This window comes from Streptomyces sp. NPDC094034 (assembly GCF_040303865.1).
Lineage (GTDB): Bacteria > Actinomycetota > Actinomycetes > Streptomycetales > Streptomycetaceae > Streptomyces.
This window is the reverse complement of the sequence record NZ_JBEOUD010000058.1, coordinates 1-15,054: the sequence shown is the minus strand read 5'-3', so window position 1 is coordinate 15,054 and position 15,054 is coordinate 1. Positions and strand designations below refer to the sequence as shown.

10 protein-coding genes and 3 pseudogenes are annotated in these 15,054 nt (G+C 65.8%); 7 read left to right on the top strand and 6 right to left on the bottom strand.

The window, feature by feature from the left end; translation table 11 throughout:
* Nucleotides 1–54: 54 nt before the first annotated feature.
* Nucleotides 55–468, bottom strand: a complete 414-nt coding sequence (locus ABTZ59_RS33420) for a hypothetical protein (RefSeq protein WP_351422941.1) — start codon at nucleotides 466–468, stop codon at nucleotides 55–57.
* Nucleotides 469–752: 284 nt separating this feature from the next.
* On the opposite strand from ABTZ59_RS33420, the gene ABTZ59_RS33415 reads away from it, so the two are divergent.
* A complete protein-coding gene (locus ABTZ59_RS33415; protein WP_351422939.1) occupies nucleotides 753–2,267 on the top strand; it encodes a restriction endonuclease in 1,515 nt (504 codons plus the stop codon).
* Nucleotides 2,268–3,513: 1,246 nt separating this feature from the next.
* On the opposite strand, the gene ABTZ59_RS33410 is transcribed toward ABTZ59_RS33415, so the two are convergent.
* Complete coding sequence (locus ABTZ59_RS33410) at nucleotides 3,514–4,497, bottom strand: hypothetical protein (protein ID WP_351422933.1); 984 nt, start codon at nucleotides 4,495–4,497, stop codon at nucleotides 3,514–3,516.
* On the bottom strand, nucleotides 4,494–5,000 hold the full coding sequence (locus ABTZ59_RS33405) for an RNA polymerase sigma factor (protein WP_351422930.1): 507 nt from the start codon (nucleotides 4,998–5,000) through the stop codon (nucleotides 4,494–4,496). The genes ABTZ59_RS33410 and ABTZ59_RS33405 overlap by 4 nt, the downstream gene beginning before the upstream one ends.
* A 916-nt stretch (nucleotides 5,001–5,916) precedes the next feature.
* Here ABTZ59_RS33405 and ABTZ59_RS33400 point away from each other — a divergent pair.
* A complete protein-coding gene (locus tag ABTZ59_RS33400) occupies nucleotides 5,917–6,849 on the top strand; it encodes a hypothetical protein (RefSeq protein ID WP_351422925.1) in 933 nt (310 codons plus the stop codon).
* Between the two features lie 137 nt (nucleotides 6,850–6,986).
* On the opposite strand, the gene ABTZ59_RS33395 is transcribed toward ABTZ59_RS33400, so the two are convergent.
* Nucleotides 6,987–9,602: a DEAD/DEAH box helicase gene (locus ABTZ59_RS33395; protein WP_351422920.1), complete on the bottom strand. Its 2,616-nt coding sequence runs from the start codon at nucleotides 9,600–9,602 to the stop codon at nucleotides 6,987–6,989.
* A gap of 1,011 nt (nucleotides 9,603–10,613) precedes the next feature.
* Here ABTZ59_RS33395 and ABTZ59_RS33390 point away from each other — a divergent pair.
* Nucleotides 10,614–11,246: a hypothetical protein gene (locus ABTZ59_RS33390; RefSeq protein WP_351422915.1), complete on the top strand. Its 633-nt coding sequence runs from the start codon at nucleotides 10,614–10,616 to the stop codon at nucleotides 11,244–11,246.
* Nucleotides 11,247–11,950: 704 nt separating this feature from the next.
* Here ABTZ59_RS33390 and ABTZ59_RS33385 read toward each other — a convergent pair.
* A complete protein-coding gene (locus tag ABTZ59_RS33385; RefSeq protein WP_351422912.1) occupies nucleotides 11,951–12,379 on the bottom strand; it encodes a hypothetical protein in 429 nt (142 codons plus the stop codon).
* A gap of 242 nt (nucleotides 12,380–12,621) precedes the next feature.
* On the opposite strand from ABTZ59_RS33385, the gene ABTZ59_RS33380 reads away from it, so the two are divergent.
* Nucleotides 12,622–13,506 carry a protelomerase family protein gene (locus tag ABTZ59_RS33380; protein ID WP_351422907.1) on the top strand — a complete coding sequence of 295 codons (885 nt, stop codon included), beginning with the start codon at nucleotides 12,622–12,624 and terminating at the stop codon, nucleotides 13,504–13,506.
* A 64-nt stretch (nucleotides 13,507–13,570) separates the two neighbouring features.
* On the opposite strand, the pseudogene ABTZ59_RS37470 reads toward ABTZ59_RS33380, so the two are convergent.
* Nucleotides 13,571–14,096 (bottom strand): annotated as a pseudogene (locus ABTZ59_RS37470) (IS5 family transposase); the annotation flags it as partial.
* 1 nt (nucleotide 14,097) lies between these two features.
* On the opposite strand from ABTZ59_RS37470, the pseudogene ABTZ59_RS33365 reads away from it, so the two are divergent.
* The 3 genes and pseudogenes from ABTZ59_RS33365 to ABTZ59_RS33355 form a co-directional block, all read left to right on the top strand.
* Nucleotides 14,098–14,370 (top strand): annotated as a pseudogene (locus tag ABTZ59_RS33365) (transposase); the annotation flags it as partial.
* Between the two features lie 315 nt (nucleotides 14,371–14,685).
* A complete protein-coding gene (locus ABTZ59_RS33360; RefSeq protein WP_351422903.1) occupies nucleotides 14,686–14,940 on the top strand; it encodes an AlbA family DNA-binding domain-containing protein in 255 nt (84 codons plus the stop codon).
* Nucleotides 14,927–15,054: pseudogene (locus ABTZ59_RS33355) on the top strand (IS5/IS1182 family transposase); the annotation flags it as partial. The gene ABTZ59_RS33360 and the pseudogene ABTZ59_RS33355, both read left to right, overlap by 14 nt.

Here is a 15,054-nt window from a genome sequence, read left to right as displayed (position 1 = left end):
ACTGCATGTCGGCGGGCCGGCCGTGCTGTTCCGCCGGCACGCGGGCCGGGGTGGTCAGCAGAACGGCCAGAATATTCCCTGCCCTTGGCCGCGGATGGCGCGCCACTGCGGTACCGGGATGCGGCCTTCCGCCACACGGGTCCAACCGCCGTAGCAGGCACGGTTTATGACGTCGTCGAGAACGTGCCAGTCAGCCTGGTGTCCACAGGCCTTGCATGTGTTCGGGTTGAAGCTGCGTCCCCGTTGCCAGGCGGGCCGGTCGTTAAGCTGCTCGGCCAGGTCTGGTGCGGCGCCCGGGGCAGCAAGGATACGGCGCGCCGTATCGATCGCTTCGGGAAAGTCCGTCGTGGTGAACTCCTCGCCGTCCGGACGGTGCGAGGGAAGCAGGCCGAACACCCACTGCATGGGCGCCGGACACTGCCGGCACGGCATGTCGAAGGCGAACACGTCCACTCGCAGCGTACTCACCCGACACCGCCTCTCCTTCTGCCCGCACTCTGCCACATCGGTCCGTGGCCCTGGAGGCAGCCGCGCAGGCTGGGTGTCTCGCCGTGGCGGGGGTATTCTCACCGGTCGGGCAGAGCGGGGGCGCGGTGGCGGATCCTCTCAAGCGTGATCACGCGCACGAGCAGGTGTTGAGGACGAGAGCCGTCATGTTGCGAGCGGTTCTGGCCATGGATTGGCTGCTGAGGTTGTCTCACTCTCCGCGAGGGCCGCTCTGGAACTTTGAGAGGTAGCAATGGGGGCGGTGGATGGCGCGCAGGAAGTCATTGGTGGCGCAGTTGTTGCAGGTGTACCAGGAGCGGCAGAGGGCGAAGGTGGCCGCAGCCAAGCGGGCTGAGGCGGAGCTGGCGCATCAGGCCCGGACGGCGGAGCGGGAGGCGACCGCGCGGGCGAAGGAGGACGCTCGCAGGGAGCGGGAGGCGGCGCAGGCGTGGGCACGGGCCCAGAAGGAGAAAAAGACACAGCAGAGTACCGAGGCGCGCAGGGCTGAGCAGATCGTGCGGGATCTCGAGAAGCGGAATGCCGCGCGGGCGAAGGAGCTGGAGCAGAAGCAGCGTGCCCAGGCCCGTGAGAAGGCTGCGGCCGAGCGGCGTGCGAAGCAGGATGCCGTCGAGGGGCTGCGGCAGCAGGCTGCCGAGCGGACCATCGAGGTGGAGAAGCAGCTCGGTACTCTCGCCTCGGTTCTGCGTTCGCGTCTTGGTGGGTTGCACCACCTGCGTCTGGAGGCGGAACGGGTCTTCGACGCAGGCGATCTCGAGGCGTTCGCGGTCGGTGTGGAGAAGGCACTCGGCTCTGTCGGCTATCCGGAAGGACTCGGTGGGGCGCGGCGGGTGGCGTTCGCTCCGGAGTCGCGTGAGCTGGTGGTGGAGGTGGAGCTGCCGGGTCAGGCGGTGGTGCCTTCGGTCGCGCAGTACCGGTTCAAGGCTTCCGCTCCCCCGGCGGTGGTTCCGCAGCCGCGGAAGCAAGCGGAGACGGAAACTCTGTACCGAGATCTGGTGGCGCGGCTCGCGCTGCGGGCCATCGATGAGGCTTTCGCGGTGACTCCGCCGGTGCTGGTGGACCAGATCGCGTTCAACGGCAAGGTCCGTGCCAAGGACCGCGCCACGGGTCAGGCGATCGAGCCGTGCCTGGTCAGTGTGCGAGTCAGCCGGGAAAGCTTCGCGGAGCTGGTCCTGGACGAACCCGAGCTCGATCCGGTCGCCGGCCTGCATCATCTCGACGCGATCGTCTCCCAGCATCCGTACGACCTGGAGCCGGTACAGCCTGTTGTCACTTTCGATCTGTCCCGGTACAAGATCGCCCCGGAGCGGGATGTCGTCGCCGGCCTCGACAGCAGGCCCGATCTGCTCGCGATGGACCCGACCGACTTCGAGCACCTGATCCGGCGGCTGTTCGAGAAGATCGGGCTGAAGTCGTGGGTGACCCAGGCGTCACGGGACGACGGCATCGACGCAGTCGCGGTCAACGAGGAGCCGCTCATCAGCTGGCTGTGCATCATCCAGGCCAAACGCACCAAGAACGTCGTGTCCGCCGAGACGGTACGGGCGGTCGCAGGACTCGTCGTCGACAAAGGCGCATCGAAGGGCATCGTCGTCACCACCGCATGGTTCGGCAAAGCCAGCTGGGACTTCGCTCCACGCAACCGGGTCGAGCTCATCGACGGCCGCCACCTCAAGGCGCTGCTCCTGGAGCACCTCGGCATCGACGCGCTCATCGGGCTGCCCAAGCTCCCGCCCAACTGGCAGACACGAGACCTGGGCTGACATGAGCAGGGGCAGTCGGGGACAGTAGCGGTTCTTCGGCCGGACCTACCTGTTGGCCTGCGTGACTTCAGGGTTCTGGCCAACCGGGTTCGTCGATGTCCCCGTCCTCCCCTTCCATCCTTCGAAGGCACTCGTCGCAGAATTCGAGCAGTTCGATGACCGGACCGGGGCAGTTGATGCAGGTTGGCATGCCGCAGACACCGCAGGTCATAGAGGCGCCGTCACTGGCGAACGGGCTGGTGTCGGGCCGGCACGGCTTGCTGCAGCGATTCCTGAGCGATATCACGCCCCGGCAAGTGCCGCAGTAGCGCACCGCGTGAGACTTGCAGGTCTGCCGGTGAAAAGTGGCCTGCCGCTCGCCGCAGTGGCACACGCTCAGGGAAAGGCACTGGTCAGTCATCGCTGGCCTAACGATGCGGAAGGGCGGAGGGTTGCGATCGGACGGCTGAAGGGTTGTCGCGTCTCATGTGTGGATGGGTGTGATCCGCACGGCGTGGAGCGGTTGTCGGGGTATGGCGTGTAGGACTTCGAACCATTCCTGGCCGTCGTCGAGGTAGTGTCGCGCGCTGCTCCAGTAGCGCCAGTACAGGTCGATCATGCCGTTGCCCGTGCCGTAGGTGAGGGGCTGGTCGTACAGCTCGATGGGTCCGGATAGAGAGCGTCCTTCTCGTAATCGCGGTCATGCCCGGGAGCGGGGCAGCCCGGTACGCTGGAGGCTCCTTCAAAGGTATGCAGCACGGAGGGCCTGAGAGAACCGGGGCGGTACGGCATCAAGCCGGGTCGGGCCGGCAAGCGGGCCCGGCTTGATCAACAGGGCGTAGTCCCCACCCGCAGGCAGGACAGTCGCATGGGCTCGAAGCCGGTTGCACCTCCCCCCTCCCCCCTTCGTCGAGCAGCGGATCTCGAAGGCGACCGGCAGTTCAAGGTCACCGGATGGAATCGAAGAGCGCCGCCGCGGCGTCTCCGGACTAGCCAAGGCACCCTCCAACGCGTACCGCGCCAGACTCGCTGGTGACGGGCTCCCCGCTAACGTCGCGGACACATACGCGACGCTTCTCTGCAGGTTACGCCCGACAAGGAGAAGCTGATGGTCGGCAATGACGACATGTGCGCGGCTCCCCTCGGCAGATGACGAACCGGCCTGGTTCCGGAGAGTCAAGACGTTAGCTGCCTGTACAGGCAGTGATTTATTCGAGCCGTAGGCGGCTTGCCTGAGCTTCCGGACGGCTCGCCAGGAGCGGTGCCCTCAAGTCGGCCATGTGTCGGCCGGCACCTTGGTGTTGCTCGGTTCTGCCGCGATGACAAGGACCCCGGGTTCCTTCTCCGCAGGCATCGATGCTCGCCGGATGAGTGGTTCCCATTCCTCGGGCCAGGTTGTCGTTGCGTTCCAGCGGACACCAGCAAGGGGGATTCCTTCAAGTTTCGCCTGCCGCAGGTCCTCACCGACGAAGTCACTACTCACCGTCTGAACGATCGCAACAGCGCGCGACAGGTCATTCGCCTTGGCCCATGCCTGTTCCAGATCATCTGCAAGGTCCCGGGTGACCATCTCCGAATCCATGGCGCTGTCGGGTTCGACAAGCATCGGTACCAGCTCTTCCCGCAGGAGCTGGTAGGCGTTGTGAACTGCGCGCAGGAGCGGTTGGGCGTGGATCTCCAAGGATTCCTTTACCGCGCATAGGTAGTCCGGGGCCGTCGACTTCGTCGTCGCGTGCGGGCGTTCTGAGAGGTGTTCGAGCTGTTCGAGAAGCCTCTCCAGGTGCTGCACCAAGGGGCGCACCTGGGTGCCGGGGTCCTCGGTTTCCAGCAGACCGATGACGTTTTCAGTGACTTTGCGGGCGCCGGCCAGGGTGGGCATCAGGTCTTTGATCCCGTAGGACTGGGCGGTCTGAAGGGCGTGGCGTCGGTATTTGATACGCACGGGGGCGAGCCTGCCTGCAAGAGGATGGCCGGGCGGCAGGCGGGACTCCAGGTGGCTGGTGAACGCGCCTTCACGTTCCGGTTCGGTTGGCTGGGCCAGGCGCTGGGAGACGGAGGTTCCAAGCGCGCGGTGTGCTACGGCCAACGTCCGGCTGAGAGCAAGGTCGGGATCACGCAGTTCGGGGGCCCCGCCTTGTGCGGACAAGCGGTCATGAACGACGTCGCAGAGACTGCTGTGCGCGGCGGCGAGAAGCACGTCAAGATTCTGGTCGGAACACTGCCCAGATGTGGCGCGTGCCGGTTCGCTCATCGCCCCTCCTCCTTGGTCTTCTGTTCCGTGCTGCCGCTCAGGCCGAGGCCGGCTTTCAGTGCTGCGCGGGCCCGGGTGAGGTTCTGCCGGACCGCCACGGGTGTGGTGCCCATGGCACGTGCGCTCTCCTCCGTGGTGAATCCGTCCAGGGTCCACGCCATGGCGGCACGTTGCTTGGCGGGCAACTGGAGCAGCAGGGCGATGACGGCCCTGCTCTCTTCGTCGAGTTCGGCCGCTTGTGCGGGGGTCTGCCAGCGCATCGTCAATTCGTGCGGTTCGGGGGGCTCTGAGCAGAGTTCCTCGGGCGCGACCTTCTGTTTTACCCATGATCTCCAGGCGACCTTACGCAGCCACGCCTTCGGATAGGCGATGGACAGCCCTGGCGCGCACATCTGTGTGAACGCGTCCTGAGCGGCGTCCTGAGCGGCTGTCCACGAGGCACCGTTGAGGAGGAGGAACCGGACCAGGGCGGGGTACTGCTCCTGGTGCAGCGCTTCGGCCAACTGGCGCCCGGGTAAAGCAGCGGGGGTATCCCGTGGCGGCGCTGTTGCGAGTTCAGCGCTGGCAGCATCCTCCATCGTGGCCACCTCCACTCCGATGGGTGGCCGTCCGTACGTGCCTGTCCTTTGAATGTTCCTGAAGCGTGCCCCACTTAACGCTGTGACAGACGCGTTCAGTGATGCCGGCGTCCGCGATACGGGCCAATTCCACCTCTGCACTGAGCCTGTGGCGAGCAATCTTCACCGCACCGCTCACGATGCTGACAAGAACGGTGGCTACCGCCCCTGCCACGACCGGATCCACTCCGCTGTCTCCCTTCGATCCATGGATGACGAGTGCGCTCCATCAAGTAGGCGCTGCACAACAGTGCTTCAGAGGACGGAAGGTGTGACATCTTGCAGGTCAGAGTGAGTCTGCTGCTGGCCGCAAAGTGTGTGGCCGTTCACGAAGCAGCGTCAGAGCGACCCGACTGACTTGGGCGACCACGACGGCGAGCGCCACCTATCGAACTCGCCCGGCAGGGCACCAATGAGCTCCTCGCCCAACGACAGCCACCGCAGGTGTAGGGGTGCGACATGGAATGGCGGCGTCGCCCTGCACTGGGTCGGTCAGGCCTGGCCTCGGACGATCCGGAGCTTCCCTCCTTGATCGATGGCGGCCGTTAATCCATCGATACGCGTGCCCTTCCGGCTGGTACATCGGTCACGAGCGACTACGACTGCTGGCGCCTGCGGCCGCAACGTTCACGAAGGGGTGCAAGGGATCGTCCAGGCCAAGCTGCAGCCACACCACACGTGATTGGGCGCGGATACAGAGCCGGGTGCTTGGTCCCTCACATGTTCAGTCACTTCATGCCAAAGCCCGGCGAAACGCTCCGATGCGGCACTACGATCTCCGCACCAGGTACGAGGGGGCAACGTGGCCATCAACCCAGCCGACACCGTCAGGCTCGTCAAAGCGAATCGGCAGAGGCACAAACATCTGCTTCAGCGTGCGGCTGAGTTCCGTCAGCGGGCGAGCGATGAAAACGCCGCCCTGCACAAGGCGCGGCTGGCCCTCTATGACGAGGCCCTCGTCCCTGTCTGCGATGTGTTTCAGCGTCTGAAGCACGGCGATCACGCCGGGTTCGTCGCGATCAGGCAGCCCTCAGCCGGCGAAAACGTGGCTGTCGGCCTCGGCCAGCCACGCAAGGTTCCCGTGAAAGCCGCTGCCAGCGTGCTGGCATGCGGCGCGCTGGTCGTGCTCGGCCCGCGCGCCGTCGGGCACGTTACGGGGGCAGGCGCCTATCACGCAGTGCGAACGTTCGCCTCAGCGTCCACCGGCAAGGCGATCAGAGAGCTGTCCGGGGCTGCGGCCCGCAGTGCCACGCTCGCCCGGTTGGGCAAAGCCGCGGGCGGTGATGGCGTGGCGGCCGGAGAAAAGGCGCTGTCCGAGATCCGAGCGATCTCGGCGAACCTCGCCCAGCAAGCCATCCTGAAGTCCCAGCTCGAAGCGTTCCAGGAAGGCCGACGGGAAAGGGCGCAGGACCTGGACCGGCGTGAGACGGAGATGTGCCAGGTCCAGGAGGCGCTACACGAGCGCAGCAAGGGCATGCAGCAGGTCTTGCAAGACCTCCGGTCCGCGTTGGTGAGACGGCTTCCGTCCTTCACCGCGCTGGTCGAAGTCCACGAGAACGCTGCCCTCGCTGACCTCCAACGTGCAGAAGTGGATGCCATGGCGGATCTCGTTCGACTCGCTGCCACGGTCATGAATTGCCCAATCACTGACGCCGAAGGACGAATCACCCCGGAATCGGGGCGAGCCGTCTCCGACGCCCAGGCCCGACTGCGGGCGATGGAAGCCGAGATGTGAACTCCGGTCCTCCGCCAGCATGCCCGTCCCTCGCCCTTGCCGGAAGCGGCGCCGGACAGGAGGCGTTCCCTGCCGTGGCCATCACGCACCATCAGCAGGTCCTGTCTAGCACGCCCACCCGCAAGCGCGGTTCCTGCCTACTGCGGCCTGACTTGCGTCGTGCGAAGCAGCGGCATCCATTGTGAGGGCAATGCCTGCTCTGCCCGGAAGATCTCGGCGAGCTCAGGTGGTGTGAGCGAGGGGATCGACCGACTGTGCGCCGTCCGCCATGCGCGCAGCAGGCGGTCAAAAATCTCGAGCACCGGATTGGGGCCGACCATGTAGAGGTACTCATCGGCCAGAGCGCGTCCCTGCGGCATGACTCCCGGCTTGGGTGACATGAGGACGCAGAACGAGTCGCTGGGTGCCGATTTCCCTCGTTCGGTCTCGGTTGTTCTCAGATGGGATCCGGCTTGCCGCACGTCGGCGGGGCTGACCATGCCCTTGGCTTCGGCCTGGCTCTTGGCTTCCCAGATGATCCAGCGGGAGTCGTCGAAGATCCAGACAGCGTCCGGGGCAGCTGGGGACTCGTCGTCGCCGTTTCCGTAGCTTTCCGAGGCGCCGGCGAACTGGCCAAGCACGACGAGCGCCGCCTCATAGGCCCGGTATTCCGTGCCCGCAAGATCCGCTCGCGCCTTGGCTGCGTGTTCCTCAAGGTTGGTGCCGATGTCCTTGTACCGCATGATGACGCCGCGCATCGCGACCTCGTCCAGTTCGTCGAGCTGCGGGGCGCTGGGGGCGCCGGCCTTGTCACTGGGTGAGACAAGGTGGGACAGCCACGATGTGCCAGTGCTCATCCGCTGTGCATTGCGGAAGTACTCCGCGCTCGTGGTCAGGTAGGAGGGGTCGCTGGTCTGTTGTGCGAGGCGGTGGGCGATGCCGAAGCCGAGGTAGCTCCAGAACGCGGCGTAGCGTCGGGGAGTTCGCTCGCCCTGAAGCTTGTCGAGTACCTGTCGGACTGCGGTGAGAGCCCAGTCCCACTGGTTGTTCCAGATCGACTGCCAGGTGTCGACTTCGTGTCTAACGGACGCCTGGAGCTCCAGGCTGCCGGGGGCCACGACGCGGGTGTAATTGTCTCGCTCTCGGACGATGTCTCCGTCGACCTCGGCCCATGTGTCGTCGTGGCTGAGGAAGACGCGGAGGTTGTCTGTCATGTTGGCTGAGTCGTACCGTCGGCTGTTTTCCCAGCCGAATTCGAGTTCCGCGTGTACCTCGGGGTGCATCGCCGCCTGGACGTCCCGGCCTGATAGGTAGGCGGTCAGCGACTGTCCCAGGATCATGACGGCTGCGTAGTCCTGGGAGTTGCGTGTCGCGCGTCCGGATCCCTGCAGGATGCGGGCCCGGATACGTTCCTGAAGTACCTCGACGGCGCCGAGGGATTCGTGGAGGAACCGCTCCTGCAGGTCGTCGCGTGCGGGCAGGCCGGCGAGAATGACCAGGCGGCAGTCATCCCCGGGCAGGTCGATTCCGTCGTACCGGTTGGTGAGTACGAGTGCTGCGTTCTGACGGGCCGTGAACTTCGTCAGGTTGTCCTCGACATCGCTGGCCTTCAGGACGGAGTACGTGTTGGGCAGCATCGACTTGATGAAGGAGTCGTGAGTTCGGGTGTCAGGGGTGAGTACGACGGCGCGCCCGGCCTCGCTGATCGTGCTGGAGACGAACGCGGGCAGCTCGGAGCGGTCGGCTGCCAGGTCGACCGCCAGTTCGGGGAAGACGAAGAAGCGGCGGCCGGTTCCCTGGTGTTCCCAGCCCTCGGGGACCGGGATGCGTTCGATCTTCTTGCGGCCGAAGGTCCGCTCGAGCTCTCCCCCGTCGCCAAGGGTGGCGCTCATGTAGATCCGGCGTTCGGGGTCGCTGAACGCGGCGTGCTGCCAGGTCGGCGGGATGAACGGGCGGATGACGATCTGGCCGTACGTGACGTAGAACAGGCAGCGGTCCAGGCGCCCTTGAAGGAACCTCCAGACGTGCCGGGCTTCATCTGCCCGCTTGCCTTCGAACTTGCCGCCCTCCACGGCGGAGCCAACCGCGTGCTCGAGCTGCAGTGCGTGAGCAGCCACTCCGATCGGGGAGGCCAGGTAGACGTAGGACCGGAAGGTGTTGCCGGTGTCGGTCTTCCTCAGCCGTGGCAGGACCAGGGGGTCGAGGGATGACTCAAGGGCGGACAGGACGTCCAGATATGCACTCTCGTCTTGCCGGCTGATGCCCAGGCGCCACGGCTTGGCGACGTACCCCTCGGCTGCGTGTGCGTCATCCAGGACCAGCAGGTTGGCATTCTTGATCGCCGGATTGGAGTTGAAGACGTGGCTGTAGACGCTGACGGCGACTGCGTCAGCCGATTCGAAGCGGGCGCGGTCGGCCGGGTTCCAGGTGGGGACGCGGTCGGTCAGCAGTGCGTTGGGGATGCCGTACTCGTCGAACGCGGCCGCGGTCTGCTGCGCGAGCTGCTTGGTGGGGCAGAGGTAGGCGACCCGTTCGCGGGCGGTGCGGCGGCGGAACTCGGCGATCAGACCGCCGACCAGGGTCTTGCCCGCACCGGTGGGAAGCTCGATGGACACATCCGTGGCTGTGGACTTCTTCTGGTGCCAGGCGCGCAGCACGTCCTGCTGGTGCCCCCATACGGCGGCAGGGCCGCTGTTGGTGACGGCAAGCATCCGGTAGAGATGCAGGGGGTCGTCAGGCAGGCTTGAGTCAGTGGTTTTGCGTGCGAACGCCACGAGTCGCTCCATCCCCCCGCTGGTCCCTGACCAGCGTCTCAGCGTCGATGACTTGACTGATACAACCCCTTTTCAGGGTAGTGGGTCCGCGGCAGTCCCGGAGTAACATCCATCGCTCCAACCCCAGCGCTCAGCAGGTGGCTGACGAAGCGGTCGACGCCGTCAGCGATCTGCTTGGCGTGATCCTCAAGGCTGTTGTGACTGCCGGGCGGTCTGGGGCAGGCCGCCATGTCAAGGGAACGTCTGCACGCCGCGCGGCATACAATCGTGCATTCGACGGCGCTGTTCAAGGAGTGGATGAGCGGCTGACCCCAGGCGCGCTGCGTCTTGGGCGCGTCCTGCACGAGAGCGGGGCGAAAGCTGACCTGGGACCTCGTCGATGAGTAACCGTTCGGCGGTGCGGACGACACCCTGCGACCGCGGATCGACCTGATCTGGGTGGCCGACACTTATCGGCGCCATGGAGTGGGCGCCACGTTCGTCCAGGTGCTCGCCGACGACTTCGGCTCCCCGTCACCGAGGTGTCCTGGTACACCCCGATCAGCCGGTCAGAGCGGCACCTCGCGCGCCGACTCTCACCCAACGGCGTCTGGGTGAGCTGAACCGGCCTCGGACCGTCACGGTGACGCGCAGGAGGCACCGGCAGGGCCCCATTCGAAGCACGTCAGCACCACAGACTCACCGGCACCCCCGTCTTGAAGGCAGCGGATGCGTCGTTGCCACCGCTGATGCCCCCTGGGTACGATAGCGAAAGCCATGCGGATCCCGGGCTGAGCGCCGGGTCTGACAGCAACTCACCTCCGACTCATGCGGACGAGCTGGTAGCTCGGGCGACACGTCGGTTGGCAGGGTTCCCTCGTTCTTCTGCGGCCCGGTCGCGCCTTCGTGCCGGGACCGCTCCTGAGATGTGATGTGAGACAGAAAATGATTCATTCGTTCATCGCGCACACAAGCCCTGGACGAAGCAGGGTGTTCGCCCTCGTGAGGAGGCCTGGGGACGAACTGGAGGCGGTGACCACACTGGGAGCCAGCGATCTCCACCTGACTAAGGAACTGGTCAGCGCACTCAACTCCTTCCTGTATGACCGCGACGACAAGGCCCTCGAAAAGGTGCTGAACCGGGCCCCCAAACCGGTGCGCATGGCCGCGCAGCAGTACCTCAGAGACAAGTGCGAACCGGTGATGGGTGCCTTCACCGAGTGCGGGCCGGTCGAGGTCGTTCGCGAGGCTGTTGTCTTCTGGCGGATCGACGAGGAACTCGAGGAGTACCTCGAGAGTGCCTACATGATCGGGCTCGGCGTCCGCATGTCGAACGAGCGTCAGCACGATGGCGGCGTCAGGTGGGTCATCCGGCTGCTCAACGACGAGGTTTCCGTGCCGGCCAGCGCGGAGCCGCGGACCTGGGCTGTCCCTGCAGGGGCGAAGCTCGCGCGGACCTGGACGAGTAAGCAGCGGGCTGGCGATGCCGGTCCTGTTCGCGGCGCGCTCCAGGTGGCCGCGGATGCAACGGCCACGGGCCGGTGGGTGAGAATCCATACGCTGCTGCACAGCCGCTACGACATCGACTTCGAGGGCAGCGGAACCTCGGAATTCGTCGTCGACGTCTTCGACGCCCCCATCCCGCTGAACCAGCGGGGCGAGTAGTCCGGGGGGGCTGCCGCCCGGCCTACTCGCCGGATCACCCAATCCGGCGCCAGAGGGACTGCGTACAGCCGTTGCCGCCACGGACGTGGACGAGGCGGCAACGGCCAGCAGCTCCGGCGAACACCAGAAAGCCGGTGCGGGAGCCTTCATGGTGACATGACGCTCGCGGCCCGTTGCCCCTGGGAAACCACCGCTCCTGCCGAGCAGGCCCCGGAACCCATCGCACAAACCGCAGATCAAACCAACTTGCAGAGGTCCGCCCTCAGCCCGACACCAACCCTACTTTCCGGTAACTTATATCGCACTCCGATCTCCAAGACTGAGCAACTCCCTGGCCAGAACGTAAGGGCTGCTCACTCCCAAGAGAGCCGCGACGCCTGCGGCGCGAAGCGGCGGGAGCACGTCTGCACACGGTCTGCGGCAGACAGCAGTGAGGCCGACATCGACGAGGCGGTCGTCCTGGCCACGCCGAGTGCGTCAGTGGCCGGTTGTCTTGTTCGGCTCGGGCGGTGAAACCGCCGACGGGGCCAGCCGGTCACCGGGCATCCCCGCTGCGCGGCCGCACTCCTGATCGGCACCACCACTCAGACCCGCAGCGGTCTGCGCGCCTGATCCTCTCGCGAGAGGTACGGCCATCTCTGCCGGGCAAGGCTCATCGCAGTTCGCCGCTTGCAGTGCAGTTGATGCGCCTCGGCGAGAGATTCTCAGGTGTCAGGGTCCACGGAATTCCCCTCATTGCGTTCGGCACCTCGGTACGCCCGCTGAACCCTGTGCCAGGCGTTGATGATCTCGGGAAGCTGGTCAAGTAATCCCCGCGCGACGAACAGGAAGATACTCAACACCCCTTCGTCCTGCCCGATCAGGTCTGGTACGTCACGGTCATCGAGGTAGAGCGCCAGCTTGTGCGCATGCTTCTCGCCGCACACCGCACGGAGGGTGCCGAGGGCGGCGGTCCACCGCCAGGATGCTGTCCGCCCAGTCCAGGAGTCCCCGGGTGATCTGCTGCCCCGGTGGGTGGCGAGGTCATGCCCGCTCGAACCGCGGTCTCCTTCCACGGAGCCGGACACGCCGTAGTCGGCATCGCCGCCGGCACGGAAGCCGGTGGGGTCGACCCTCATATGGCTGTCGCTCACACAGACTCCGATCCGCGTAGCACGTCGAACCCATGTCCACCGGCCAGAGCAGCGCCCGCATCCGCAGCGGTGCCGCATAAGGCCGCGTCGACGACCAGTGGCTGCGCCGCTGTGGTCCGGTAGGTTCCCCACGCTTGTACCAGCAAGGATGTCTTCCAACGCGAGGGCGCCCTTGCCTGGTGTCAGTTCGATGCACACCGTTCAGGGTTGTCCCCAAGAGACCACAATCTGAGGGGCCTTACATGCTCACTCCGGCTGACAGGGAGCGGATCGACCGCTTCGTGGCAAAGATCCGTGACTCCGGCTCAGACGGCCAAAGGGTGCATACGGCCGTGCTCGCCGAACTGTCGGACATCCACCAGCGGGTCAATCCGAAGACCGGCAAGCCCTATGCCATGACCACGAACCGTAGCCTGATCACCGGCTACCGGAACGTGCTCAAATCCGAACTGGGTGAGGGTGCCACCGTCCTGGAAAAGTTCAAGCACTCGGCTGACCACGTGGCGGAGTACCGCCAGCACCAGCAAAAGCGGCGCGAGGAGCGGCACCGCAATCAGCGGCCGTTGAACGGACAAGAGCACATCGCGCGGGCTGTGGCGTTGCTGAGCTACAACGCGAAGGTCCGGTGGTCCAACGCCACGGCAATCGCTAGCGTCGTGGCTCTGACCGGCCGCCGCCCTTACGAGGTCGGCTGCGTGGGCGGTTTCGAACCTGACTCCGCTGACGTAGTGCAGGTCATGTTCAGCGGGCAAGCCAAGACCCGTGAGACCGAGCGCGTCGACACCCCCTACTCCATCCCCGTGTTAGCAGAGCGGGACCTCGTCCTTGAGACTGTCGCTCGCATCCGTAAGGAAGTCGATCCCACCCTGAACAACACGACCTACTCCCAGCGCTTCGGCAAAGAGGTCGGCATCGTCTCCAAGCGCACCTTCACCGATACCGAGGGACAGTCAATCACTCCGCGAGAACTGCGCGAGGCGTACGCCGCCGTCGCCTACCGCAAGTTCGCCAGCCCGAAGATCTCCGAAGTGCAGTTCTACAACGACATCCTCGGACACCAGGGCGACATGAATGCCACCCTGTTCTACTTCGACTTCTACCTCATCGACAACATCGAATCGCAGTGAGTTCATGGCCTCTGCCCGTGCGCCCCGAGTCAGCGGTGCGGCATGGTCCGGCGACGAGAGCCTGCTAGGCACTGTCCGGCGGATCACGCGGGCGGAGCCATAAGCGGACTGCCGCTGCGGTGACCGTGCCGTGGAAGACGTAGGTCCTCTTGTCGTAACGGGTGGCGACCGCGCGGGAGTTCTTGAGGCGGTTGATGGTCCGCTCGACCTCGTTGCGTCGCCGGTAGCGCTCGGGGTCGAAGTCGGCGGTCTGCCGCCCGCGCTGCCTCGGCGCTGGCGGTTGGCCCGCGGGTCCTTCGGCTCGGGGATCGTGTGCTTGATGCGTCGGCTTCGCAGGTAGCGGCGGTTTCGGCGGGAGCTGTAAGCCTTGTTGCCGCTGACATGGTCGGGCCTGGTCCGGGGCCGCCCGACCAGCGGGCGGGGAACCCGGATCCGGTCCAGGACCTCGATCATCTGTGGGGAGTCACCCCACTGACCCGGCGTGATCAGTAGAGCCTTGGGGCGGCAGCCGCCTTCACCGGCGAGGTGGATCTTGGAGGTGAGACCGCCCGGGACCGTCCGAGTCCCTCGTCGGGACGGTGGTGCCGGGGCAACGGCACGTTGGTGCCCACCCGCGACCATGCGGTGGCCGAGCAGTCGAAGAACTATCGGTACTCCACCAATCACCAAGTCGTCATCGATGCCGACACCCGCCTGGTCGTTGTGCTCGGTCGGCCGCTGCCCGGCAACAGGAACGACTGCAACGCGTGGGAGGAATCGGGGGCCAAGACAGCGGTCGGCCGGACAACCGTGTTAGCTGATGGCGGCTATCCAGGGACCGGATTGATCATGCCTCACTGCCGCACCCAGGGCGAGGAACTGCCCGGCTCGGCGCGGAAGACCCCGTACCCCTGATCGAAGAGACGGTTGAGAAGGCGGTCCGGCATATCGCGGCGCAGCCGCCCCGAATCATCACGTGCTGATAGGGGCTGGTGGTATTCCGGGCGGCGACCAAGCAACGCCGGGCAATGCGCTCACCGCGGAGGCGGCCGCTGGTCAAGAGGCCACCTCCGCAGTGAGCCCTACCGGCCCAGGGCACCGGCGCGGTCACGATGTGCAAGGCCAATGCCGTTGCCGTCGGCAGCGCTCACAAGGTAGTCCTCATGCATGGTGATGCGATCGCGACGGTTGGAAGACCTGATGGGCGCTCGGCTAGACAGCCTGAGCTACCGGGACATCGAACGGCTGGTGGACAACCCCGAGGCAGCCGAGGCCGAGGACCTCGACTACAAGCGGGAGCACTACGAACACAGCTCCAAGGGCAAGGAAGAGCTGGCCAAAGACGTCGCCGCGCTCGCCAACCACAGGGGCGGGGTCATCGTCCTCGGCATGGCCGATGCTAAGAAGCCATCTCATTTGGCTGGTTCGGTAGCCTGTCTGTGTGGGAATCGTTGAGCGGCTGGTGCCGGACGAGCTGTGGGAGTTGTTCCAGCGAGTGGTGCCAGAGGCGCCGGTTCGGCCTCAGGGCGGTGGCCGGCGTCGGCATGGCGACCGGGAAGTGCTGGCCGC

Coding starts and splice junctions, on each gene's coding strand:
- ABTZ59_RS33415 (WP_351422939.1), top strand. CDS start 753: ATGGCGCGCAGGAAGTCATTGGTGGCGCAGTTGTTGCAGGTGTACCAG.
- ABTZ59_RS33410 (WP_351422933.1), bottom strand. CDS start 4,497: ATGAGCGAACCGGCACGCGCCACATCTGGGCAGTGTTCCGACCAGAAT.
- ABTZ59_RS33360 (WP_351422903.1), top strand. CDS start 14,686: ATGGGCGCTCGGCTAGACAGCCTGAGCTACCGGGACATCGAACGGCTG.
- ABTZ59_RS33380 (WP_351422907.1), top strand. CDS start 12,622: ATGCTCACTCCGGCTGACAGGGAGCGGATCGACCGCTTCGTGGCAAAG.